Here is a 25,053-nt window from a genome sequence, read left to right on the forward strand (position 1 = left end):
ATCAGCTATTATTTCTAGTACAGTAAGTGATATAGCTAATAATATCTTAGAAGATGTTAAGAAGAAGAGGTTTTAATCTTAGATAACTAGCTAAAAAGCTAGTTATCTCTATAAAATAATATATATTTAATTTTTTAAAATTTAATGAAATGTTATATAGATAAATTCTAATTGTTAATATTAAGTATTTTCTAAATCAAATACATTTTAGAGTATGATAAAATTCAGGATTATCAAAACTTGGAGGAAAAGGAACATTGGCTCTAAATTCTTTATAAGTATTACCTGGAAGTGTGTCTATAATTTCTATAGTATAAGAAACACTTGTATTTTGCATTTTGGCATTGCGGATATTTTTATCATTGAAAATTTCTCCTCCTACTTGTTTTTGATTTAATATGCTAAGTATTAAATAACATTTTCTGATTTCAAATTTAGTAAGATTTTGAACCTTTCCGCTTACGATAACACTTTCATGTCTTAGATCTCTTGTGTAGGTTAGTTTGCTAAGATCAGCTTGAGTGGTGAATTGATTGATTGTTAGAAAAATAGAATATATCAAAAGTGCAGTAAAAATAGTAGCTATGGTATAAGAAATCAAAGCCATTTCTTTCTGTTTGACTTTTAGAAAGATTAAAATACAAATCAAAGCAAAGCAAATAAGTAAAATGATAAAAGCTATAATATGAAAAATCGTAAAATGCATTAAAAACACTCCGAAACTAAGCGTATGGTAAAGTTATTTTCATAGTTAAAATTTTCAAAAGTAATTCTTTGAAATTGGGTTGCGTTTTTCTTTAGATCTTTAATTTCTCTACTTTTTTGTCTAAAAGGGATAAATTTCTTTTTATATTCTTCTATGATATTATCATTAGGTATTTTATCTGCAAAAATTTTAGCTGTAATTTTACATTCTTTAAAATTATTTTTTGAATTATTTGTAATGTTAAAATCAACAATTAAATCATTTGAGCTTTGTATTATTTTTTGATCTGCAATAGCGGTTTTTCGAGTTCTTACTTCATTGTCTATTAGTTTATACCCATAGATATAAACTAAAAAACAAATAATAATATCAAATGCAATAATAAAAAGTGCTGCTATAGGTCTATGGCGTAAAAATACACAAAGAAGTAAAACACAAGTGAAGAGAAAAAAAACTAATAAAATCAGCATATAATCTACTAAATATAAATGAGTAGTGTAAAAAAGCACGATTTCTCTTAGTTTTTCCACTTGCGTATCCTTTTAGTTCATGTTGGCAGAACTTTGCTTTTTAGCATCTTTGGTATCAACCCAAATGTTTGGCACTGCTCCACCTGGAGTTAAGAAAATTTTAGCATCTTGATTGACTTTTAAAGCTTCATTAAATTCTTTTTGAGTTTCAATTTGCTTTAAATTTAGTAAAGGGGTGTTTAAGCTGTTTGCGATTTCTTTATTAGAATAAGCTTGTGCATCTGCTTCTATTTTAACAGCCATAGCTTTACCTTTGGCACTGATTATGGTTGCGTTTGCTTCCCCTTCAGCTAAGGCAGCTTTTTTTAAGGCTTCTTGATTAGCTCTTTCTACTTCATATTTGGTTCTTTCAGCTTCTTGTTTTGCAATTTGCACGCGTTCGATTTGTTCTTTTACTTTTGAAGGTAAAATAATTTCTCTAAGTTGTACAGCGCGAAGTTCTACAGGTTCATTTGGTTGAGCTTCTATAGTTTTTCTTATACCTTCTTCTATTTGAGCGGCTATTGCATTGCGATTAGTAGGAAGTTCTTCGGCTGTATATTTTCCTACAACACTTCGCACTACATCACGAACAACTGGATCGATAATTTTATTTTCCCAATTTAAGCTCCAAGTAGCTATGGTTTGAGGAACTTGCAAAGGATTTAAACGGTATTGCACTGTAACATCAATAGATACAGGCAATCCACGAGAGTCAAGTACAGAAATACTATTTTTATTAATAACACCTGAACCTGAAGATAAATTTTCATTACTTCCCTCTATAGAAGCATAGTTGATTTGTCTTACTCTAGTATCGATTATGGTTATTTTTTGTACAAAAGGTAAGAAAAAGTGAAGTCCTGGTTCTAATGGATTTGGGTCATATCTACCTGTTGTTGATTTAATCCCCATTTCCCCAGAATTTATCACCATAAAAGGTTTTGCAACGATTAAAAATAAGATAATAATAATCACCCCATAAATAAACGGAGAGAATTTTCCAAAACCTTTAAAATTAAATTCTGGTGCTTTGAAATTGAAATTTTGACGGTTGTTGCTTCCGTTATTGTTAGAATTTCCATTTTTTTTATTGAAATAATCATTCAAATCAGCTGGCATTTATTTCCTTTTTTAAATATAAGTTAGCATAGATGCGTATTTTTCATTGTATCCATAAACTACATCAAAATAAGCATCTTGAAGTTTTTTAGTTATAGATCCTCTTAAACCATTTCCTATTATTCTTGCATCAATATTGTTAATAGGAGTGATTTCAGCGGCTGTTCCGGTAAAAAATGCTTCATCAGCAGTATAAACTTCATCTCTTGAAATTCTTTGGCGAAGCACAGTGACACCAAGATCATGAGCGATTTTAAGCACTGTATCTTGAGTAATGCTTTTTAAAGAAAAATCATTTGGAGGTGTGATTAAAACCCCATCTTTTACAATAAAGAAACATTCTCCTGTTCCTTCTGCGATAAAACCTTCCTCATCAAGCATTAAAGCTTCTTCATAGCCTGCTTCAATAGCTTCAAATTTTGCAATTTGAGAGTTAAGATAATTCGCACTTGCTTTAGCTTTTCCCATGCATGATTTAACACTATTTCTTGCAAAAGACGAAATTTTTACTTTTATGCCTTTTTCTAAACCTTCTTCTCCAAGGTAAGCACCCCATTCCCAAGCTGCAATCCCGACTCTTACAGGAGCTTTTATATGATAAAGTCCCATAACTCCATCGCCTAAGAAAATCAAAGGGCGGATATAGACATTGCTTTTAAAATTGTTTGCTTTTAAGAGTTCAATTTGTGCATTTTCAAGCTCTTTTTGAGAAAAAGGACAATTTAAAAGAGTAATTTTTGCAGACTCTAAAAGTCTTTTGGTGTGATCTTCAAGTCTGAAAATTGCTAAGCCTTTATCTGTTTTATAGGCTCTAGTTCCTTCAAAAACAGCATTGCCATAATGCAAAGAATGGGTTAAAAAGTGCAAAGTTGCATCTTTAAAATCAACTAATTTTCCATCCATCCAAATTTTATTCGCTGAGATCATTTTTTACCTTTTATAGTTGTTTATTGCTTAAAAAATATTATTTTTAAGAATAAATCGGGATTTTATCAAAAATATACTAACAATAAGCTTTTTTAAATTAAGGTTTTTTGTTAAAAAAAATATTAGGTATTTTTTGAAATAATTATGAAAAATTATCGTTAAATAAGGAGAAATTATGCCATTAGTAAATATTAAATTAGCAAAGCCGGCTTTAAGTAAGGAACAAAAAGCGGAACTTATAGCTGATATTACCGAGCTTTTAAGCACGAAATATAATAAAAGTAAAGAAAGAGTTGTGGTGGTTTTAGAGGATGTAGAAAATTATGATATAGGCTTTGGCGGAGAAAGTGTAGAAGCTATCAAAGCAAAGGTAAACAAATGAGTTTAAATATAGGAGATAAGGCACCTCAGTTTGAGCTTTTAAATCAAGATGGAGTAAAAATAGCATTAAAAGATTTTATTGGCAAAAAGGTGATTTTGTATTTTTATCCAAAAGATAATACCCCAGGTTGTACTACAGAAGCTTGTGATTTTAGTTTAAATTATGATAAATTTGGTGGTAAAAATGCAGTGATTATCGGTATCAGTCCTGATAGCGTGGCAAGTCATGAAAAATTTATCTCTAAATTTGATTTAAAGCATATTTTACTTAGCGATAGTGAAAAAGAAGTCGCTAAAGCTTATGGAGCTTGGGGACTTAAGAAAAATTACGGAAAAGAATACGAAGGTCTTATCCGCTCTACTTTTGTTATCGATGAAACAGGTAAGATTGCTCAAATTTATAGCAATGTTCGTGTAAAAGATCATGCTTTAAAAGTACTTGAAAGTCTTTAATGCTAGTGCATATTTGTTGTAGTGTAGATAGTCATTATTTTATAAAAGAGCTTAGAAAGACTTATCCTGATGAAAAAATCATAGGATATTTTTATGATCCAAATATCCATCCTTTAAGCGAATATGAACTAAGATTTTTAGATGTAAAAAGATCTTGTGATAAACTTGGTATTAAGCTTTATAGAGGTGAGTATGAGTATGAAAAATGGCTTAAGGCAGTAAAAGGTTATGAAGATGAACCTGAAAAGGGTGCAAGATGTGAAATTTGTTTTGACTTGAGAATGAGGTCTAGTGTTGAATTTGCTGCTAAAATAGGAGAGAAAAAGCTTACTACCACCCTTTTAACTAGCCCTAAAAAAGATTTAGAACAATTAAAAAATGCCTTACAAAAAGAATGCGAACCTTATGGAGTAGAGTTTTTAGCTCCTGATTTTCGTAAAAATGGCGGTACTCAAAGGCAGTTTGCTTTAACAAAAAAAGAAATGCTTTATCATCAAAACTATTGTGGTTGTATTTATGGGCTTAAAAAACAAAAACAAGATAAAAGTTTTATTGGTGAATTAATGTCTCCTGTAAATAAGCAAATTTTACCTGCAAGTATAGAAGCAAGAATAGTTCTTTATAAAAAAGTGGTTTTATGGGAGAAAAAGGGCATAAAATTTGAAATTTTAAGAGAGAAATTTGTAAATTATCGTCTTTTAAGCGCTTTGATAAAATTAGATAAAAAGCCTGTTAAATCTCATATTTTATTTTATTCGCATTTTAAAAACGTTTATACAAGATTTTCTTTGGATGAGGAAAATTTAAAACAAAATTTAAAAGAAGGCTTTTATAGAAGCACTAAAGATGAAATGGTTTTTGTGGAATTTTGGCGTTTTAATGCATTTTTTAAAAACAAATGGAAAAATTTTGAAGATTTTTTAAAAAAACCTTTAAGTGTAAAAGCAGAAATTAAATGGCGTAATAAATTGTTTGGAACTTATAATCTTAGCCCTATTATCATTCTTGAAAATATTTTACCTTCAAGATATGAAGTGATAGCAAAAAGTGAAATTTATCATGATAATCAAGAGGTGCTTGTAGAAATTTAAGAAATTTATTAAGAAAAACTTTTTTTGTTAATATAATTTTTAATGATTTTTTTATATAATAAAATTTTTAATTGTTTTCAAGGTTAATTTAATAATGATAGATGTAATGCAAATTCAAGAAATCTTACCACACCGTTATCCTTTTTTACTAGTAGATAAAATTACAGAATTAAAAGTCAAAGAAGTGGTGCGAGGATATAAAAACATCAGTATAAGTGATCATGTTTTTATGGGACATTTTCCAGAGCATCCTATTTATCCCGGAGTCTTGATTTTAGAAGGTATGGCTCAAACAGGCGGAGTTTTAGCTTTTGAAAGTATGGAAGATAAAGTGGATCCAAAAAGTAAAGTAGTTTATTTCATAGGCATAGATGGAGCAAAATTTAGAAATCCTGTGCGTCCTGGAGATAGGCTTGATTATGAAATGAGCGTGGTTAAAAATCGTGGCAATATGTGGATTTTTAAAGGGCAAGCTTTTGTAGATGGAAATTTAGTTGCAGAGGCTGAGCTTAAAGCTATGATAGTGGATAAATAATGAAAAAAATTCATCCAAGTGCGGTGATTGAAGAGGGTGCACAACTTGGTGACGATGTTGTAGTAGAAGCTTATGCTTATGTAGGTAAAGATACTAAAATAGGTAATGATGTTGTCATCAAACAGGGTGCTAGGATTCTTTCAGATACAACTATAGGTGATCATTCTCGTGTATTTTCTTATGCTATAGTAGGTGATATTCCTCAGGATATATCTTATAAAGAAGAGCAAAAAAGTGGTGTTATTATAGGAAAAAATGCAACTATTAGAGAATTTGCAACGATAAATTCAGGTACAGCTAAAGGAGATGGTTTTACTCGTATAGGAGATAATGCTTTTATTATGGCTTATTGTCATATTGCTCATGATTGTTTTTTGGGGAATAATATCATTTTAGCCAATAATGCAACTTTAGCAGGCCATGTTGAGCTTGGAGATTTTACAGTTGTAGGAGGGCTAACTCCCATTCATCAATTTGTCAAAGTAGGTGAAGGTTGTATGATAGCAGGAGCAAGTGCGCTTTCTCAGGATATAGTACCTTTTTGCTTAGCAGAAGGAAATCGTGCGAGCATTAGAAGTTTAAATTTAGTAGGTATTCGTCGTCGTTTTGATAAAGATGAAGTGGATAGACTTAGCAGAGCTTTTAAAACTTTATTTAGACAAGGAGAACTGAAGGAAAATGCGACAGTATTACTTGCAAATAGTGAAAGTGAAAATGTTAAAAAAATGTGCCATTTTATATTAGAAACAAAGCGCGGAATTCCTGTTTATAGGGGTAAAAATAATGCCTAGAAAATGTAGTTTTTGCAATGAAGTGGAGAATCCACAAAGAAGAATTTTAGCAAATGAAAATGATGATGCTTTTATTTGTGAATATTGCGTTGAAGGTGCTTATAGTATTATTTATGGAGAAGAAAAAGAATTTAAAGAACCTAAACAAAGCCATAATACAGAATTTAAAGATATCACTCCAAAAGAATTAAAAGCCTATTTAGATCGTTATGTCATAGGACAAGATAGAGCTAAAAAAGTTTTTAGTGTTGGAGTGTACAATCATTATAAAAGACTTTTTAAAGCTGAACTTCAAGATGATGATACAGAGCTTTTCAAGTCAAATATTTTACTTGTTGGGCCAACAGGAAGTGGAAAAACTTTACTTGCTCAAACTCTAGCAAAATTTTTAGATGTACCTATAGCAATTTGTGATGCAACTTCTTTAACTGAGGCAGGATATGTAGGCGAGGATGTAGAAAATATCTTAACTCGTCTTTTGCAAGCTGCAGATGGAGATGTACAAAGAGCTCAAAAAGGTATAGTTTTCATTGATGAGATTGATAAGATTGCTAGAATGAGTGAAAATCGTTCTATTACTCGTGATGTAAGTGGAGAGGGTGTGCAACAAGCTTTACTTAAGATTATCGAAGGAAGTTTGGTAAATATTCCACCAAAGGGGGGAAGAAAGCATCCAAATCAAGAATTTATACAAATTGATACTTCAAATATTTTATTTGTTTGCGGTGGAGCTTTTGATGGTTTGGAAACAATTTTAAAAAGAAAACTTGGTGATAAGGTTGTAGGTTTTTTTGATGATGCAAAAGAGGAAAATAAAGCTTTACTTGAGAAAATAGAACCTGATGATCTAGTACATTTTGGTTTGATTCCTGAACTCATAGGTCGTTTACATGTGATTGCATCTTTGAATGAGCTTAATGAAGAAGATATGATAAGAATTTTAACCGAACCTAAAAATGCGATTATTAAACAATATCAAAAGCTTTTCGCTATTGATGGAGTAAATTTAAAGTTTGAAGAAGATGCTCTAAGAGCAATTGCACAGCTTGCTTTAGAGAGAAAAACAGGAGCTAGGGGGCTTAGAAGTATTATAGAGGAAATGATGGTAGATTTAATGTTTGAATTACCAGAATATAAAAACTATGATATTATAATCACCAAAGAAGTTGTTAAGGAAAATGCAAAAGCATTATTAATAAAAAGAAAAATAAGTTAAAAAGGATAGAAATGATATTAGATCAACTTATAGGTTTTTTTTCTAGTGATATGGGGATTGACTTAGGTACAGCTAATACCCTTGTTTTGGTAAAAGATAAAGGTATAGTGATTAATGAACCTTCTGTGGTGGCTGTTGAAAGAGAAAGATATGGATCGAAGGCAAAAATTTTAGCTGTAGGTAAAGAAGCTAAAGATATGGTAGGAAAAACTCCCGGAAATATTGAAGCTATTCGTCCTATGAAAGATGGTGTGATAGCAGATTTTGATATGACTGAAAAAATGATCCGTTATTTTATAGAAAAAACACATCGTAGAAAAAGTTTTTTACGCCCTAGAATTATTATTTCTGTTCCTTATGGTTTAACTCAAGTAGAAAGAAAAGCAGTAAGAGAAAGTGCTTTAAGTGCAGGTGCTAGAGAAGTTTTTTTAATCGAAGAGCCTATGGCAGCAGCCATCGGTGCGAGTTTACCTATACAAGAACCTAAAGGAAATTTAGTGGTAGATATAGGAGGTGGAACTACTGAAATTGGAGTGATTTCTTTAGGTGGACTTGTTATTTCAAAATCTATCCGTACAGCTGGTGATAAGCTTGATATGAGTATAGTAAACTATGTGAAAGAAAAATATAATCTTATTATAGGCGAAAGAACGGGAGAGGAAATTAAAATCACTATAGGTTCGGCTATTCAACTTCCAAAAGAACTTTCTATGGTGGTAAAAGGGCGTGATCAAGTTAGTGGACTTTTAAGTCGTATTGAGCTTACAAGTGAAGATGTAAGAGAGGCAATGCGTGAATATTTAAAGGAAATTGCTGATGCTTTAAAAATGGTGCTTGAAATGATGCCGCCTGATTTAGCAAGTGATATAGTAGAAAATGGCGTGGTTTTAACTGGTGGTGGAGCATTAATTCGTGGGCTTGATAAATATTTAAGTGAAATTGTTCGTTTACCAGTTTATATTGCGGATGAACCACTTTTAGCTGTAGCAAAGGGAACAGGTAAAGCTTTAGAGGAAATTTCATTATTGCAACAATTAACCAATGAAGAATAAGATTTTTTATGTTCTTATTTTGGCTTTTTTGTTTTTTGTATCTTTTTATTATGGAGGACTTATTAAACAAAATGTTCTCCGTATTAATGATTTTATTATAAGTAATTTTTATGATGCTAAAGATTATTTAGGGGAAAAAATTTCAGAACATTTTAATCAAGTTAATCAAATTCAAAAATTAAAAACCAGAAATAAAGAATTAGAAGATATTGCTGTAAAAGTAACAAGTTTTGCAAATCAATTAAATCGTATTTTAGAGGATCAAAATTCTACAAAATATTTACCTCAAGTTTCTTTAACTAGAGTTATTTCTTATGTTGAATTAAATGATTATAAAAAATTATGGTTAGATTGGAGTAAAATTCCTATTGGTAAAAATCGTGGTTTAATTTATCAAGGATATGCTGCAGGTATAGCTATTAATAAAAGTGGTAGGGCGATGGCTCTTTTACAAGGTGATGATCAGTGTGTTTTTTCTGTTTACATAGGAAAATCTAAAGCTCCAGGTCTCATTCAGGGTGAAGATGGTAGAGTTATGGTTAAATTTATTCCAAAATGGGCAAAAATTAATATTGGAGATAAAATTTTAACAAGTGGGCTTGATAATATTTTTTTTTCAGATGTGCCAGTAGGGATTGTTACTAAGATAAATGATGAAGATATATATCAAAGTGCAGAAGTAAAACCATATATACAAATAAATATTCCTGCTTATTTATATATAGTAGATAATTTATAAATAAAAGCTTATTTTTTAAATAATTTTTTATTAATTATTTTGTAACTTTTTTAAAATTAAAAATATTTTCTAGATATTGAAGTAAAATTTCTATAGTTTTAGTAGTATATTAAGAGACATATTTTTTAAGATGAGTTGTAGCATTTATGAATTTTTACTAAAGTTGGATTAATTCTAATTGGGAAGTTTTTTCAGTAAAATTTTGAAAATGATATATTTTATGTTTTCATGAAAATATAAAATATATCTAATTATTGCTTAATCATAAAAGTTAAAAATATAGAAATTTATTAAGATAATTTTAATTATTAATTCTAAAATTTTTATAGTATGGAATTTATTATTAAAAAATGAATTATAAATAAAATGTCAAGAAAATTTATTGACTAATTTTATTATGTTTTTAAACTTAAAACAATATACAAAATTATCTAAATAAAAGCAATATGATTTAAATTTTAAAAGTTTGCCTAAAACTAATTTTTGTTATAATTAGCATAAATTTATGCTCTTAGGAAAATTTATGCCAAAACGAACAGATATCAAAAGCATTTTACTTATAGGAAGTGGTCCTATTGTTATAGGGCAAGCTTGTGAATTTGATTATTCAGGAACTCAGGCTACAAAGACTTTAAAAGAATTAGGCTATCGTGTAGTATTAATCAATTCAAATCCTGCAACCATCATGACAGATCCTGAATTTGCAGATGCAACTTACATAGAACCAATTACGAAAGAAAATATTTTAAGCATTATTAAAAAGGAAAAAATTGATGCAATTTTACCAACTATGGGTGGACAAGTAGCGTTAAATGTCGCTATGGAAGTTTATGAAAGCGGGCTTTTAGGAGATGTGAAATTTTTAGGTGCCAATCCTGAGGCGATTAAAAAAGGCGAAGATCGTCAAATTTTTAAAGAATGTATGAAAAAAATCGGTATGGATTTGCCAAAATCGATGTATGCGTATAATTATGATGAAGCTTTAAAAGCCGTAGATGAAATTGGCTTTCCTTTGATGATCCGTGCTTCTTATACTTTAGGGGGTGCTGGAAGTGGCGTGGTTTATAATATGGACGAGTTTAAAGAACTTGCTAATACTGCTTTAGCTTTATCACCTATCCATGAAATTTTGATTGAAGAAAGTTTGTTAGGTTGGAAAGAATATGAAATGGAAGTTATACGCGATAGGGTAGATAATTGTATCATAGTTTGTAGTATAGAAAATATCGATCCTATGGGAATTCATACAGGAGATAGTATTACAATAGCTCCTGCACTAACTTTAACCGATAAAGAATATCAAGCAATGCGTAACGCTTCTTTTGCAATTTTACGCGAAATTGGTGTAGATACAGGCGGAAGTAATGTGCAATTTGCTCTCAATCCAAAAAATGGAAGAATGATAGTTATAGAAATGAATCCAAGGGTATCAAGATCAAGTGCTTTAGCTTCTAAAGCGACAGGTTATCCTATAGCAAAGGTTGCTACACTTTTAGCGGTAGGTTTTAGTTTAGATGAGATTAAAAACGATATTACAGGAACTCCTGCATCTTTTGAGCCTGTGATTGATTACATTGTAACAAAAATCCCTCGCTTTACTTTTGAAAAATTTCCAGGAGCAAACACAACTTTAGGTACAGCTATGAAAAGTGTGGGTGAGGTAATGGCTATAGGACGTACTTTTAAAGAAAGTATACAAAAAGCACTTTGTTCTCTTGAGCGTTCTTTGAGTGGTTTTGATAGAGTAAAATTTGAAGATAGAAATGATCTTATTTTTAAAATTCGCAATGCCAATGAAAAGCGTTTGCTTTATGTTGCCCAAGCTTTTAGGGAAGGTTTTAGTGTAGAAGAACTTTATGAGCTTTGTAAAATAGATCCTTGGTTTTTAACACAGATTAAAGAAATTGTAGATTTTGAAGAGCAAATTGATATGGATATTTTAAACAATAAAGCTCTTTTGAGAAAAGCAAAAACTATGGGTTTTTCAGACAAAATGATAGCTTTGCTTGTAAATTTGAAAGATAATTTAGAATTAAGCCAAAATGATATTTATTATGCGAGAATGAAGCAAAAAATCATCGTAGAATTTAGCGAAGTGGATACTTGTGCGGGTGAATTTGAAGCTTTAACTCCTTATCTTTATTCAAGTATTAATGTAAGCGAACTCACTCAAAGTAAAAGTGAAATAAGAGATAAAAAAGAAAAAAAAGTGATGATTATAGGCGGAGGACCAAACCGTATAGGACAAGGTATAGAATTTGACTATGCTTGCGTACATGCTTCTTTTGCGCTTAAAGATATGGGTATTAAAACCATTATGTATAATTGCAATCCTGAAACCGTTTCGACTGACTATGATACAAGTGATATTTTGTATTTTGAGCCTATTGATTTTGAACATTTAAGAGCGGTGATTGAGCGTGAAAAACCTGATGGAGTGATTGTACATTTTGGTGGACAAACTCCTTTGAAATTTGCTAAGCGTTTAAGTGCTTTTGGAGCTAAGATTATAGGTACTAGCGCAAGAGTAATTGATATGGCAGAAGATAGAAAGAAATTTGCTCAATTTATTGCAAAGTTAGGTATCAATCAGCCAAAAAATTCTACTGCAACAAGCGTAGAAGAAGCGGTACTTAAAGCTAGTGATATAGGATATCCTGTGCTTGTAAGACCAAGTTATGTTTTAGGTGGGCGTGCGATGCGTGTGGTAAATGATGAGGCTGAACTTAGACTTTATATGCAAGAAGCTGTGGATGTGAGCGATAAAAGTCCTGTTTTGATCGATCAATTTTTAGACAATGCTACAGAAATTGATGTTGATGCGATTTGTGATGGCAAAGATGTTTATGTTCCAGGAATTATGGAGCACATAGAAGAAGCGGGAATTCATTCAGGTGATAGTGCTTGTTCTTTGCCACCTTGCAATATCGATGAAAAAATGCAAGAAATTATTGCACAAAAAACCACAGATATTGCTTTAAATTTGGGAGTTGTAGGGCTTTTAAATATACAATTTGCTTTACATAATAATGAGCTTTATATGATAGAGGTAAATCCTAGAGCTAGTCGTACCGTGCCTTTTGTTAGTAAAGCTACGGGTATTCCTTTGGCAAAAGTGGCAACGCGTGTGATGTGGCAAGGAAATTTAAAAGAAGCTTTAAAATTTTATGATACTTTCAAAGTGGTTAATTTTGATACTAAAATTTTACGCCCTAAAACTCCAAAATATATGAGTGTAAAAGAAGCAGTATTTCCATTTGCAAAACTTAGTGGAAGTGATTTAGAATTAGGCCCTGAAATGCGTTCAACGGGTGAAGTTATGGGTATAAGTAAGGATTTTGCAAATTCTTACGCAAAAAGTCAAATTGCATCGTTTAATCATCTTCCAGAACAAGGTGTGGTATTTATCTCCTTAAAAGATAAGGATAAAAAATATACTAAAAAAATCGCTGCAGAATATGTAAAGCTTGGCTTTAAGCTTATGGCAACAGGGGGAACTTGCAAGGAAATTTTAGAAAGTGGTTTTGAGTGTGAGCTTGTGCATAAAATTTCAGAAGGACGCCCAAATGTTGAAGATAAATTGAAAAATGGGGAAATTCACTTAGTTATCAATACAAGCGATAGTCACAGTTTTAAAGGCGATACGAAAAAAATTCGTGAAAATATTATTCGTTTTAAAATACCTTATTTTACAAATTTACGATCAGCTTTAGCAGGTGCAAAATCGATTAAAGCTATACAGAGTAAATCTTGCCTAGATGTAAAGAGTTTGCAAGAGTGGCTTAAATCTTGATTTATTTAGCTCAAACAGATACTACAGTAGGATTTTTAAGTAAAAATTTAGAAGAGATTAATGCTTTAAAAGGTAGAGATAAAAATCAACCTTGCTTAATCACTTCTGCGAAATTTTGTGAGTTAAAAAGTTTAGCAAGAATTCCAAAATCTTTTAAAAATTTAGTACGCCGTTCTAAAAAAACAACTTTTATTTATCCAAATAATCAGGCCATTCGTATTGTGAAAGAGTGTAAACATGCAAATTTTTTAAGTAAAAATGGCTATTTTTATTCATCTTCGGCAAATAAGCATGGAAAAGAATTCGATGAAGAATGGGCTAGAAGTGTTGCTGATATAATACTTGATGAGAAATTTTTCGAAAATATCCCATCAAAAATATTAAGGCTTTCAAAGAATAAAATGATAAAAATACGTTAATTAAAGAGCTTTTAAAATATCTTCAAAAGCAATACAAAATTGCTCTATGCCATCGCTTAATAAATCATTGCAAGCTTTTTCTCGTTCACTTTGAGAAATAATTTGATTAAGTTCTGTATAAATTTCAAAATTCATTAAAGGTTTTTTAAATTCTATATTTCCCTTAAATATTTGTATTGCATCAAGTGGGGCAGTATTAATAGAATTCTCAAAAAGAAGTTCTTTGATATAATAGTCTTTTGGCAGATCGTCTCCTTTAACTCCAGTGCTTGCAAACAAGGCACGAATATTAGGTTCATTTTTTAAGTAGATATTATTGTAAGCTAAATTCGCATTTAAAATTCCTACACGATTTTGTTCTTTAGCTTTAGAATTTAAAAGTCTATCAAAGCGACTTACAAAAATACTTATAACAGCTTGTGGAGTTCTCAAATCAGTATTTTTTCCTTTTAGGGCTATATTGTTTTTTCTAAATTCGACTAAACCTGCATTTAAAGCTTCAAAACATTTTTGACTTTGTTCAAGAGAAAAAATTAAGGTAGCATTGACGCTAATACCATTTTTCATAAGTTCATACATTACTTCATAAGAAGCTTTTGTAGCTGGAATTTTAATCATTACATTTTCTTTGCCAATAGCACTATAAAGTCTTTTAGCTTCGCCTAAACTAAGAGTTGTGTTATCATGAAGTCTTGGATCTATTTCAATACTTATAAATCCATCGTTTTTTTGATAAAAAAGAGGAGCTAATTTATCAGCTGCTTTTTGAATATCAGAAATTGCTAATTCTTCATAAATATCTTTTGTTTTTTTTCCTTTTAATTTAAGAATTTTATCTTTATAAATTGGAGAATTTAAAATAGCACTTTTAAAAATAGCAGGATTTGAAGTAGCACCATTAATTCCATGTGATAATAAATTTAAAAATTCATTATCTAAAAAACTATTTTCTATAAAATCACACCAAAGAGAAAAATTTTTCATTATATTACCTTTATTATTTCTTTTAAGTCTTTTATATCTATGCAAATATCAGCTTGAAAACGTAAAATTTCTTTAGCACAAAATGCAATCTTTAATCCACTTTCGTTAAACATTGCCAAATCATTCGCCCCATCGCCAACACACATCACTTCATCTGTTTTCAAATTTAAAAAGCTTTTTAATCGTTGTAGCATTAAGCCTTTTGAATTTGAAAACATCATTTCCCCACCAACTAATCCTGTTAAAATGTCGTTTTTATGATGCAGATAATTTGCAAAACCGAGGTTAATTCCAAGTTTTTGCATAGCAGGATCTATGCCTTCATGAAAACCACCGCTAAAAATAACAATTTGTATGTTTTTAGATTTTAAATATTGGATAAGTTCATGTGCTCCATGCATTAGTGGAAGTGTGCTACCTAATTCTAAAACTTTTTTATAAGACATACCTTTTAAAAAGCTTACTCGTTTTTGAAGACTTTCAAAGAAATCAAGTTCTCCAGTCATGGCACGATGGGTAATTTCGCTTGTTTGATTACCCTTGCCATGCGCTGTAGCTAAAATATCGATGGTTTCACCATCCATTAAAGTAGCATCAAAGTCAAAAACACAAAATTTAATCATTAAAATTCGCGCTTAAGTAAAGCTTCTACTTTGAGTATAGTTAAGATATTTTCATCTCTTTTTCCTATACCATAAATCATACCTTTGTCTTTAACTAAAGTTTCAGGTGGTGGATCGATTCTGTTTCTGTGAATTTTAATTGCTTCAGTTAATCTATCTATAACGAAACCAGCATTTCCTCCAACTCCAGTTCCATTTGTCTCACCTCTTAAAACAATATATCTTGTTTGAGGTGTCATTTTAGAACTTCCTAAATGAAAGCGTTGAGCTAGATCAATGAGCGGCATAACATTACCACGCATATTAAAAACCCCTAGAACATAATCAGGTACACTAGGAACTCTAGTATATTCTATAGGTTTAATGATTTCTTGTATATTAAGAATTGGAATCGCATATTCCTCATCTCCAACTACAAAGCCAACAAGTTGGATGATATCATCTTCTCTTTGATCGACATCAGGACCAGCCATCTGAGTTTGCTGTTTTTGCAAAATTTGCTCTAATTTTTCATTACTCATATTCTTATCCTAGTTTCAAATTTTTTCTAACCACATTTTCCAAGTATTCTGGAGAATAAGGTTTAGTGATATATTCAGTCATACCCACCTCAACACCTCTTAAGCGGTCAGTTTTACTTGTTCTTGAAGTAACTGCTATCAATGGTAAGTTACGATATTTAGAATACTTTCTAATTTCACCAGCTAAGGTGTATCCATCCATTCTTGGCATTTCGATATCTATAAGCATTGCATCAATATCATGTTCACCAGATTTTATAATATTCAATGCTTCAACACCATTTGTTGCTTCAACTAAACTAACTCCTAGTGGTTCTAAAGCTTTTTGCATTAAAGTTCTATCCATTTTAGAATCATCTACAATTAAGACTTTATAGTCACTTGGTTGTTCTTTAGGTTTTTTCGCACTTGATTCTAATTGTGCTTTAATATCAACTTTAATTTCTTTGGCCATATCCATCATAGCACCTACATCAATGATTAATGTCACTCTACCATCACCACGGATTGTAGCTCCTGCTATACCTTGGATATTTTGTAAATAATCACCCATAGATTTAATAACTATTTCTTCTTGTCCTACAAGAGTATCTACTATGATACCAAGTTTACTTTCAGCTACCCCTATAACAACGACATAAGTTTGATCACCACTTTCAAGGACTTGTTTAACTCCAAATACATCTGAAAGTCTCACAAGAGAAAGTACTTCATCTCTTAAGCGTAATACATTTTTACCTTCGATAGTATAGATATCATCAATTGGTACTCTAACTGTTTCAAGAACGCTTGCAAGTGGGATAGCATAAAATTCTTCCTGAGTTCCTACAAGCAAGGATTGAATAATTGCTAAAGTAAGAGGAATTTTAAGTTTAAATGAACTTCCTTTACCCAACTCACTATCAATTTCAATTACCCCATTAAGTTTTTCGATGTTAGTTTTAACAACATCCATTCCTACGCCACGACCTGAAACATTTGTTACTTTAGCTGCAGTTGAAAAACCAGGTTTGAAAATCAAAGCAAAAGCTTCTTTGTCCGTCATTTGATCTGCTTCTCTTTCGGTAATCAAATTTTTCTCTATAGCTTTTGCTTTTAAGCCATTTGGATCAAGTCCTTTACCATCATCTGTAATTTCTACAACGATGTGATTGCCTTCATTATAAGCTTTAAGTTGGACTATGCCTTTTTCAGGTTTTCCATTCGCTGCACGAGTTGCTGGATCCTCAACACCATGGTCACATGAATTTCTAATCATATGCATGATAGGATCGCCAATTTCCTCTACGATGGATTTATCAAGTTCAGTTTCTTCACCTGTAATTTCAAGTTCTATTTGCTTTCCTAATTCACGACTTAAATCACGAACAACTCTTGGGAATTTATTGAAAACTTTTGCTATAGGTTGCATTCTTGTTTTCATTACAGCAAGCTGAACATCAGTTGTAATAATACTTAATTGACTTACAACCTGATTAAGCTCTTCAAGGAATTTTTCTCCTTCATAACGCTCTTCAACATCATCGTAAATTTTAAGCAAACGGTTTTTGCCTAAAACAAGCTCCCCAATTAGATTCATTAAGTGATCTAATCTTTTTACTTCTACACGTATGGTTTGATCCATGCTACTAGCATTGCTACTTGAGGCAGGAACTTTTTTCTCTCCACTTTCCGCAGGTTTATTTGCTGTATTGTTAGTCGGTTTAGGTGTCGCATTTGTTGTTTGTTTCTTTTGTGCGCGACGAGCTTGATCTTCAGCTTTTCTAACTTTTAAAAGTCTTTCTATTTCAGCTTCAACTTCAGAATCACTTAATTGATTAACATCTACTTCAGGTTCTGGAGTAACTATTTCTTGTTTTGGTGCTTCTGATTCTGCTTGTGGAGTAGATTTTTCATTTGAATCTGTTGCCGTAACAGGAGACTCTCCTTCTGAAATAGCTGTTAATCTTGCGCAAATTGGTTCTATATCCATACCAATAGCAGTATCGTTGCCATTATCGCGAATAGAATTAAGTAAAGTTTTCATTCTGTCAATAGATTCTAAAACCACATCCATAATATCTGGAGTTATTTTTAACTCGCCATGTCTTGCTTTGTTTAAAACATCTTCCATATGGTGAGTTAACTTTGTTAAAACATCAAAATTTAAGAAACTTGATGATCCTTTAACCGTATGTGCAACACGGAAAATTCTATTTAATAATTCTAAATCTTCTGGATTTGATTCAAGCTCTACTAAATCATGGTCGATTTGCTCAACAAGCTCAAAAGCTTCAACCAAAAAGTCTTCAAGTATTTCTTGCATATCTTCCATATTTTACCCCTGTTCTTGAGATTGATGTTTTTTAATAACCTTTGCAATTTCATTGAAGAAATCACTAGCGTTAAATTTGACAAGATAGCCTTCTCCACCAGCTTCTTGAACACCTTTCTCATTCATAAATTCATTTGATAAAGATGAGTTAAAGACTATAGGAATGTCTTTAAATCTTGGATCTTCTTTAATGCGTGCAGCAAAGTGGAAACCATCCATTTGTGGCATTTCGACATCACTTACTATAATTTTTAAAGTATCATTTAAACTTTCACCATAAACTTGGCTTAATTCTTCTAATTTGTTTATGCCCTCTACACCGTCTTTAGCTTCAACAACTTGAAAGCCCATTTGTTGCATCATTTCTTTGACGCGTTTTCTAGCAGTCATGCTGTCATCAAGTATAAGTGCTGTTCCACTAAATTTTTCTATTTTTCCAAAATCTATATCTGTTTTTGGAGCGTAAATTCCTAAATCTTCAACAACACTTTCAAGATCTAAAATTAGCAACACTTCATCATTTTCAATGCGTGTTACACCTGTGATTTTACCTTTATCTAAAGCACCTGTTCCTGTAGAAAAAGTTGCTGGTTCTATATCTTTCCAGTTTATTCTACGAATTCTTTTTGCTTCATGAACTATAAAACCAATAAGAATATTGCTAAATTCAGTAATAATAACTCTAGGTTTTAGCATAGTGCTTTCTGGCTCAGTGATTTGCATCCATTTGGCAAGATTGACTACAGGTATAACCACTCCACGAAGATCAAAAATACCTTCGATGTAATCAGGTACACCTGGAAGTTCTGTAAGGCTTGGGATTTTTATAATCTCCCTTACCTTAGAAACATTTACACCATAAATTCCTTCATAGACTTTATCGTGTCCTTGCTTAAAGATACGGAAATCGACAAGCTCCATTTCATTTGAACCCGTTTTCACGATATTTTCATCAAACATTTTGACCCCTCAATTTCTGTTCTCGAAATTTGATTTCTTGCTGATATTCTACTACAAAAAAACTTCTCTTATATGCAAAACTAGCTAAGTTAAAATATTTAATATTTTCTTTGTTAATTCGATAATTTTGATGATAGTGTCCTTCACATACCCAAAAGCCTAAATTTCCATATCTTTTATATCTTTTTTTGGCTAAATTCTCGAAATCTTTTATTTGATAAAAAAGGTTTTTTTTGTTTTGATTTTGAAGAATTTTATTTGAAATAAAATTACAAGTAATAATATTTAAAAAATTCAAAAATATAAGCAAATAATGATTTCTTAATGTTTTAAGAGTAAATTGTAAAAGATGTGGTAAAAAAATATCTCCGTGAGCTAATTTTATAAAAGCATTATTTAAAACAAGATTATTACCTTTACTTATATGCAAATTAAGCTTTATGGGCTGCTCTTGTAAGTTAAAAATTTTTACCCTTTTAAAAAAACAAGAAAGATTAAAATCATGATTGCCTTCTAAGTAGATAATTTCAATTTTTAAGGCCAATTCTTCTAAAAGTTCTATGTAAGGTTTAGCAAATTCATGTGTAGCAGAGATTTCGCCTATAAGTAAATCAAAAATATCACCCATAAGTATGAGTTGAGGGGTAGAAATTTCGCCTTTTTTTAAAGCGTGCAAAAATTTCCAAAATCCTTTTCGTTGTTCATTTTCATGGGCATCAGCGATTAAAATCGCTCCATTTTGAAGTAAAATTTTATATCCTTAGAATTTTAAAGGCTCATAATTAATAGAAATAATTTCAAATTCGCTTTCACCTTTAGGCAAACGTACTTTAAAATCATCACCTTCTTTTTTTCCAAGCATAGCTCTTGCTAATGGAGATGCGATAGAAATGTAACCCTTATCTAAATCTCCTTCGCAAATTCCCACTAGAGTATATTTACTTTCTTTTTCTGTATCTAAGTCCATAATTACAACGCTTGAGCCAAACTTCACGCTATTGTGTTCGTAACTTGAAGGATCAATCACTTGAGCCCTTGCAAGTAAATCGCTAAGTTCAGCAATACGACTTTCTATCAAGGCTTGTTTTTCTCTTGCAGCGTGGTATTCTGCATTTTCTTTTAAATCCCCATGGCTTCTTGCTGTATCGATTTCTATCACAACAGCGGGGCGTTGATTGTCTTTTAAATCTTTTAATTCAGCAGCCAATTTATCGTAGCCAAATTGACTCATTGGTTCTTTTTGCATGATTTATCCTTATTATATTTCGCTTAGTATTTTTGCTAAATTTTTAGCACTTCCAAATTGTAAATATTCTTTTAAAAAATCAACTTTAGCAAAAAATGCCTTATAATCATATTTATTATAAGCTTCATATAAATTTAAAATATTGACTTCATCTTGTAAAAATTCAGGGTTTAAAGCTTCTTTCTCAGCAAAATCACAAAAAATATTTGCAAGGCCAATGTGTTTTAATTTTACAAAAAGTTTTGCAATAAAAATATCAATAGTTTTTGCTTTGTAAGTTAAAACAAAAGGCGTACCCACTAATGCAGCTTCTAAAGTAGCTGTTCCACTACAAATAAAGGCAAAATCAGCTTTTTTGAGAACTTTTGGAGTGTTGCTTTCTATTTTAAATTCTTTAATATCACTATAAATTTCAAGTTTATTAAGATTAAATGGAGGAATACAAAGAATTTTTTCACCCTTAAATTTGTATGAGAGTTCTTTAAAAATAGGCATTAAACGCTTGATTTCGCTTTTTCTTGATCCGGGTAAAAAAGCAATAATTTTTTCACTTTCTTTTTTTGAAAATATATTGTTTATATCTTTTTGATTTTTAAATTCTTTTATCTCATCTAAAAGTGGATGACCTATATAAGTGCTTTTGCTAAAAAACTGAGCATCAAAGGGCAAAATAGAAGCTAAAATATCAAAATGACTTTCTATAATAGCAATACGTCCTTTCTTCCAAGCCCAAACTTGAGGCAAGATATAATAAATCCTTTTTATTTTAGAGTCATTTTTTTTTAAAGCCTTTGCAAAAGGGATGTTAAAAGCAGGAGAATCTATACATAAAATTGCATCTATTTTTTGGGTAAAGCTTAAATTTACTAACTCTTTAATTGCTCTTTTTGCTTTAAAAATCAAAGGTAAAACTTCTATAAAACCCATAGCACTAAATTCATGCGAACTATATAATGGCTTGGAATTTAAGGCGAATTCTTCGCATAAATTTTCATCATAAATTCCGCAAAGTTCAAATTCGCCAAAGTCTTTTTTATAGATTTTTAAAACTTCTTTTAAATGCAAATTTGCTGATGGTTCCAAGGCACAAACTAAAAAGGTTTTCAAAAAATTTTCCTTGTAATATATTTTAGCATTTTATCTTGTTTTATCTTAATAAAAGTGTAGAAGAAAACACGCTAAAAAAGCGTGTATGAAGGTTTATTCTCTCCAGCCATATTTTTTGAAAATTTCTTTAGCTTCTTTAGAACTTAGATAAGTAATAAAATTTTGCGTTTCTTTGCTCGCACCTTCTTTAGCCACCACATTAAAAGTTCGATAAATAACCAAATCTTTTTCTATAGCTACAGCAGTCCCTATATCAGGATTGCTTTTTGACCAATCAATCCAAGTGATCCATGCATCAGCTTGATCTTGTGCAAAAAGTTTTTTTGCACTTCCGCTATTTGGAACGAAAGCTACGATATTGTTTCTAAAATTTTGTATAGTTTTTATATCTTGAGTTCTACCTATCATATCTTCCCAAACTCCTGTACCCGAAGTATTGCTTTTTCCAGCACCTTCAGGTACGACAATTCTTACTTTTTTATTAGCTAAATCTTTTAAACCTTTGATTTTTAAAGGATTGCCTTTTTGAGTAAGGATAATGGCTTCTCTAAAATATAAAGGCTTGATTTTACTAACATTAAAATCTTTACCAAAATCACTTGCTATAGCCAAAGCTGATTGATCTGAAGCTCCAAATAAAATATCTGCATCTTTTTTAGCTTTTTCAAACCAAGTTGCTTGAGGACCAAAATTTACATTTACTTTTACACCTGTTTTTTTACTATATTCACTTGCTATATCTTTTAAGGCTGTGTGTGGACCACCTGGTCCATAAAGATTTATATCTGCATTTGCTATACTAAAAGCTAAAGCACATGTTCCGAATAAACTGATAATTTTTTTCATATTTTTCCTTTTTACGATAAATGTTTATTAATTTAAAAGTGAGATTCTAGAGATTATATATTAATAAATAGTTAATAAAATATTATTAAGGTAAATTAGTATTACTTTTTAATATTTTTGTAAACCAAAATTTTGGTTTACAAGTAAATATAAAATTAATAAATAGGAGTTGCTTCTATTATAGCTGGAGTAAAAAACATTAGTTCATTTAAGTCTAAAAATAAAGCAGGATCTAAAATGCAAGGTTGTATGCCAAAACGATTTTCTATCGCAACATTTGGATTATAAAATGTTACCATGCATTCTCTTCCTCCTTCAACTAAGGATCTAATTTGAACAGCTGATCCTGTTGTTGGCATGATGGAAAATACAGTTTCTAATTTTTCATCTTCTAAATCTTTTTTACACGATTTCCCTCCAAAAAATCCATCTTCTAGTATTGCTAAACATAAATCATTATTGTTTGGATTAACAAATTGCACATAGCCAAATGGTAGTTCTTCGGCTAATTCATCTTTTTGTTTTAATTTATCATCAAGTACAATTTCTCTTAGAATCCAATTTTGATCTTCAAGTTTTTGAGAAGTTTCTCTGAATGGACTTAAACTAATCCCTGTTTCTAAAGATCTTATAGCAAACATAGGAGTAAAATCAGGTAAGTCACCTGGTTCTTGAACAGATTTTGATAAACTTAAAAAAATAAAGATTAAAATAAAAATTTTTTTCATAATACTACCTTTAAAATCTTCTAAAATTTACTGGGAAATGATCTGATGCTAAAAAAGTTCTAAGTCCTGCAAAAGCTAATATAGCAAGTATTGCTGGTGGATTATATCTTCTACTTACATCAGAATTTCCAGTAATGGCATAGTCAAGAACATCACCACTTGCTTGTGTAAAAGAAGAAGGAGTGACAAAATAGATTCGTGTTCTTAAATCCGCATCTAGTAATGGTGTTAATGATTGTGGATTTCTATTAAAATCACCCATAATCATCCAATTTATTTGAGGCATGTTTCTAAAATGAGCATCGACAGCTGTTACTATGGCTCCTGCGTCATTGCCACCTCTTGATAAAGCATGGATGCTGAAGAAAGCATCATTTCCTATGCGAATTCCTATGATAGGCCGTGAGCTTACGGTTGGAGGAGGTAGAACTATGACTTCATCAGCTTGTCTTCTGCTAACTATAGCCATATTAACCCTATTAGCTCCTACATCTACTCTTGAATAATATATAAAAACAGAATTCGGACGAGCTCGGGTGCCTAAATTCCATTCGTATTCATGAATAGGAATGCCTATTCCAACAGGTTGAACTTGTCTTTGTGTCATTACTGCAGTAGTAGGTAAAACTCCTGCTTCTTGAACAGCAAGAATATCCATAGGATTACTTCCTGTAACAAGTTGTCTAATACTAATATTCCATTTACTCTCTGTTGCTGCTGAAGAACCTTGTAAATTCCATGTTCCAACATTATAATCTTCTAAAGCCCCAAAAAGTAAATTTATACTAAAAATTAATAAAAATATTTTTTTCATAATTAACTCCGTTTATTTATATGGTCTACGAGAACCAAAAGTAGGTGCTGTTATATACCATTGTCTATCTAGATTTTTTTCACCAGATTTTAAGCAATCTGTTGTAAATATATTATAAAAAGAAAGATTAAATTCATGCATCACGTCTTTTATAGGAGTTTGAATGCATTTTTGAGTTGCAAAATTTTGAATTTGATAAGCTCCATTGCTCATAGGGTAAAGTCTCCAAAATTGTGCATAATTACTTTGATCACAAGGATAATGAACAATTCCCCTTCCATAAGCATTTAGACAAGTTAGTGTTTTAGCATTTTTAATCATAACTTTATTATTAGGAAATTCTATAAGTTGCCATACATTTGCATCTCCAAAAGCTATACTTGAGTATAGATTATAACCCCATATCCAATTCCCTGGTCTTAATGCCCAAACGGTTAAAGCAGCTCCTGATGGAGCCATGATGGTTACAAAATCACTTGGATATCCTCTATTTTCATATACAGATGCATCATTAAATTCACCGTTTGATTTTAATCTTGGTAAAGGTCCCTTAACAATGCTATTTCCCTTAAAAGTATTTATTTTTATCAAAGGTGGATCTAAGGGAATATCTGCTGGAACTAGATTTGCACCGTCAACTAATGCAGGAGTTTTTTGTTTAGCTGGTATTGTGGGTATCATTCCTATTTTAAGTGGATCGCTATCATATGGCTCACCATAAGATCGTCCCAAAGGATTGAGTTCTTTAGAGGAGCATCCCATAAATAATAATAATAATAAGTTTAGTATTATGATAGAGTTAGTTCTTTGCATTTTTTCTCCTTGGGTAAAAATAGATTTAAATATATTAACATAATTTTAAAAAATATAAAAATTTTATGATTATTTAATTTTTAAGATTAAATAATCATCTAAAATAAGGCTATATTTCATTTTATTTTTAAATTAAGATATTTTCAATCTTAAAAATAATGATTTAGAGGGTTTGATGTAATTGTTGATGCTTTTGGAATGGAAGGATTTGAGTCTTCATATAAAACATATTTAAGCATTTGTATAGCATTTTGCAAAATAATCTTGCTAAGTTTGTAGTTGTTGGTGGAGCTAAAATTTTTTTAAATGATAAAATTCGTCTAATGATAGTGTAGGATTTCTTAAAGAATTCTAGGTGTTGCA

The 25,053-nt window shown here is 30.9% G+C and carries 26 protein-coding genes and 1 pseudogene; 11 read left to right on the plus strand and 16 right to left on the minus strand.

Annotated elements, in window-relative coordinates; genetic code table 11:
* Nucleotides 1-76: pseudogene (locus tag ACOTU8_RS06430) on the plus strand (methyl-accepting chemotaxis protein); the annotation flags it as partial.
* A gap of 120 nt (nt 77-196) precedes the next feature.
* Here ACOTU8_RS06430 and ACOTU8_RS06435 read toward each other — a convergent pair.
* From ACOTU8_RS06435 to ilvE, 4 genes are read right to left on the minus strand one after another with little or no spacing between them, the layout of a single operon-like run.
* Nucleotides 197-706 (minus strand): DUF2393 family protein, encoded by a 510-nt coding sequence (locus ACOTU8_RS06435; protein WP_422342221.1) that lies wholly within the window; start codon nt 704-706, stop codon nt 197-199.
* A complete protein-coding gene (locus tag ACOTU8_RS06440) occupies nt 706-1,236 on the minus strand; it encodes a DUF2393 domain-containing protein (protein ID WP_260628162.1) in 531 nt (176 codons plus the stop codon). Before ACOTU8_RS06440 ends, ACOTU8_RS06435 begins: the two co-directional genes overlap by 1 nt.
* 12 nt (nt 1,237-1,248) lie before the next feature.
* A complete protein-coding gene (locus ACOTU8_RS06445) occupies nt 1,249-2,337 on the minus strand; it encodes an SPFH domain-containing protein (RefSeq protein WP_422342222.1) in 1,089 nt (362 codons plus the stop codon).
* Between the two features lie 12 nt (nt 2,338-2,349).
* Nucleotides 2,350-3,264 (minus strand): branched-chain-amino-acid transaminase, encoded by a 915-nt coding sequence (gene ilvE / locus ACOTU8_RS06450; RefSeq protein WP_422342223.1) that lies wholly within the window; start codon nt 3,262-3,264, stop codon nt 2,350-2,352.
* Between the two features lie 175 nt (nt 3,265-3,439).
* Here ilvE and ACOTU8_RS06455 point away from each other — a divergent pair, with 175 nt between their 5' ends.
* The 10 genes from ACOTU8_RS06455 (at nt 3,440) to ACOTU8_RS06500 (ending at nt 13,734) form a co-directional block, all read left to right on the plus strand.
* Nucleotides 3,440-3,646, plus strand: a complete 207-nt coding sequence (locus ACOTU8_RS06455) for a tautomerase family protein (protein ID WP_422342224.1) — start codon at nt 3,440-3,442, stop codon at nt 3,644-3,646.
* Nucleotides 3,643-4,098, plus strand: a complete 456-nt coding sequence (gene bcp / locus ACOTU8_RS06460; RefSeq protein WP_052775810.1) for a thioredoxin-dependent thiol peroxidase — start codon at nt 3,643-3,645, stop codon at nt 4,096-4,098. Before ACOTU8_RS06455 ends, bcp begins: the two co-directional genes overlap by 4 nt.
* Complete coding sequence (locus tag ACOTU8_RS06465; RefSeq protein ID WP_422342225.1) at nt 4,098-5,189, plus strand: epoxyqueuosine reductase QueH; 1,092 nt, start codon at nt 4,098-4,100, stop codon at nt 5,187-5,189. The genes bcp and ACOTU8_RS06465 overlap by 1 nt, the downstream gene beginning before the upstream one ends.
* Before the next feature lie 94 nt (nt 5,190-5,283).
* A complete protein-coding gene (gene fabZ / locus ACOTU8_RS06470; protein ID WP_422342226.1) occupies nt 5,284-5,724 on the plus strand; it encodes a 3-hydroxyacyl-ACP dehydratase FabZ in 441 nt (146 codons plus the stop codon).
* Nucleotides 5,724-6,515, plus strand: coding sequence for an acyl-ACP--UDP-N-acetylglucosamine O-acyltransferase (gene lpxA / locus ACOTU8_RS06475; protein ID WP_422342227.1), 792 nt, complete (start codon nt 5,724-5,726; stop codon nt 6,513-6,515). Before fabZ ends, lpxA begins: the two co-directional genes overlap by 1 nt.
* Nucleotides 6,508-7,731, plus strand: a complete 1,224-nt coding sequence (gene clpX / locus ACOTU8_RS06480; RefSeq protein ID WP_422342228.1) for an ATP-dependent Clp protease ATP-binding subunit ClpX — start codon at nt 6,508-6,510, stop codon at nt 7,729-7,731. The genes lpxA and clpX overlap by 8 nt, the downstream gene beginning before the upstream one ends.
* Nucleotides 7,732-7,742: 11 nt before the next feature.
* On the plus strand, nt 7,743-8,783 hold the full coding sequence (mreB, locus tag ACOTU8_RS06485; protein WP_002851700.1) for a rod shape-determining protein: 1,041 nt from the start codon (nt 7,743-7,745) through the stop codon (nt 8,781-8,783).
* On the plus strand, nt 8,773-9,522 hold the full coding sequence (mreC, locus tag ACOTU8_RS06490; protein ID WP_422342229.1) for a rod shape-determining protein MreC: 750 nt from the start codon (nt 8,773-8,775) through the stop codon (nt 9,520-9,522). The genes mreB and mreC overlap by 11 nt, the downstream gene beginning before the upstream one ends.
* Before the next feature lie 523 nt (nt 9,523-10,045).
* Complete coding sequence (gene carB / locus ACOTU8_RS06495; protein ID WP_422342230.1) at nt 10,046-13,315, plus strand: carbamoyl-phosphate synthase large subunit; 3,270 nt, start codon at nt 10,046-10,048, stop codon at nt 13,313-13,315.
* Nucleotides 13,312-13,734: a Sua5 YciO YrdC YwlC family protein gene (locus ACOTU8_RS06500; RefSeq protein WP_422342231.1), complete on the plus strand. Its 423-nt coding sequence runs from the start codon at nt 13,312-13,314 to the stop codon at nt 13,732-13,734. Before carB ends, ACOTU8_RS06500 begins: the two co-directional genes overlap by 4 nt.
* Here ACOTU8_RS06500 and tal read toward each other — a convergent pair whose 3' ends face one another.
* From tal to ACOTU8_RS06560, 12 genes are all read right to left on the minus strand, one after another.
* On the minus strand, nt 13,735-14,718 hold the full coding sequence (tal, locus tag ACOTU8_RS06505) for a transaldolase (protein ID WP_422342232.1): 984 nt from the start codon (nt 14,716-14,718) through the stop codon (nt 13,735-13,737).
* Nucleotides 14,718-15,341, minus strand: a complete 624-nt coding sequence (serB, locus tag ACOTU8_RS06510) for a phosphoserine phosphatase SerB (protein ID WP_422342233.1) — start codon at nt 15,339-15,341, stop codon at nt 14,718-14,720. The genes tal and serB overlap by 1 nt, the downstream gene beginning before the upstream one ends.
* Nucleotides 15,341-15,862, minus strand: a complete 522-nt coding sequence (gene cheW / locus ACOTU8_RS06515) for a chemotaxis protein CheW (RefSeq protein ID WP_002826355.1) — start codon at nt 15,860-15,862, stop codon at nt 15,341-15,343. The genes serB and cheW overlap by 1 nt, the downstream gene beginning before the upstream one ends.
* A 4-nt stretch (nt 15,863-15,866) precedes the next feature.
* Complete coding sequence (gene cheA, locus ACOTU8_RS06520; protein WP_422342234.1) at nt 15,867-18,176, minus strand: hybrid sensor histidine kinase/response regulator; 2,310 nt, start codon at nt 18,174-18,176, stop codon at nt 15,867-15,869.
* 3 nt (nt 18,177-18,179) lie between these two features.
* Complete coding sequence (gene cheV, locus ACOTU8_RS06525) at nt 18,180-19,136, minus strand: chemotaxis protein (RefSeq protein ID WP_422342235.1); 957 nt, start codon at nt 19,134-19,136, stop codon at nt 18,180-18,182.
* On the minus strand, nt 19,129-19,887 hold the full coding sequence (locus ACOTU8_RS06530) for a metallophosphoesterase (protein WP_422342285.1): 759 nt from the start codon (nt 19,885-19,887) through the stop codon (nt 19,129-19,131). The genes cheV and ACOTU8_RS06530 overlap by 8 nt, the downstream gene beginning before the upstream one ends.
* A gap of 9 nt (nt 19,888-19,896) precedes the next feature.
* Nucleotides 19,897-20,382 carry a transcription elongation factor GreA gene (gene greA, locus ACOTU8_RS06535; protein ID WP_422342236.1) on the minus strand — a complete coding sequence of 162 codons (486 nt, stop codon included), beginning with the start codon at nt 20,380-20,382 and terminating at the stop codon, nt 19,897-19,899.
* Between the two features lie 12 nt (nt 20,383-20,394).
* A complete protein-coding gene (lpxB, locus tag ACOTU8_RS06540; protein ID WP_422342237.1) occupies nt 20,395-21,489 on the minus strand; it encodes a lipid-A-disaccharide synthase in 1,095 nt (364 codons plus the stop codon).
* 93 nt (nt 21,490-21,582) lie between these two features.
* A complete protein-coding gene (peb3, locus tag ACOTU8_RS06545; RefSeq protein WP_422342238.1) occupies nt 21,583-22,335 on the minus strand; it encodes an AcfC family glycoprotein adhesin PEB3 in 753 nt (250 codons plus the stop codon).
* Between the two features lie 155 nt (nt 22,336-22,490).
* Nucleotides 22,491-23,063: a cytolethal distending toxin subunit A gene (locus tag ACOTU8_RS06550; RefSeq protein WP_422342239.1), complete on the minus strand. Its 573-nt coding sequence runs from the start codon at nt 23,061-23,063 to the stop codon at nt 22,491-22,493.
* A gap of 10 nt (nt 23,064-23,073) precedes the next feature.
* Nucleotides 23,074-23,877 (minus strand): cytolethal distending toxin subunit B family protein, encoded by an 804-nt coding sequence (locus tag ACOTU8_RS06555; RefSeq protein ID WP_422342240.1) that lies wholly within the window; start codon nt 23,875-23,877, stop codon nt 23,074-23,076.
* Nucleotides 23,878-23,889: 12 nt separating this feature from the next.
* A complete protein-coding gene (locus ACOTU8_RS06560) occupies nt 23,890-24,690 on the minus strand; it encodes an RICIN domain-containing protein (RefSeq protein WP_422342241.1) in 801 nt (266 codons plus the stop codon).
* Between the last annotated feature and the right edge of the window lie 363 nt (nt 24,691-25,053).

The organism is Campylobacter jejuni (assembly GCF_049221745.1).
GTDB classification, from domain to species: Bacteria; Campylobacterota; Campylobacteria; order Campylobacterales; family Campylobacteraceae; genus Campylobacter_D; species Campylobacter_D jejuni_E.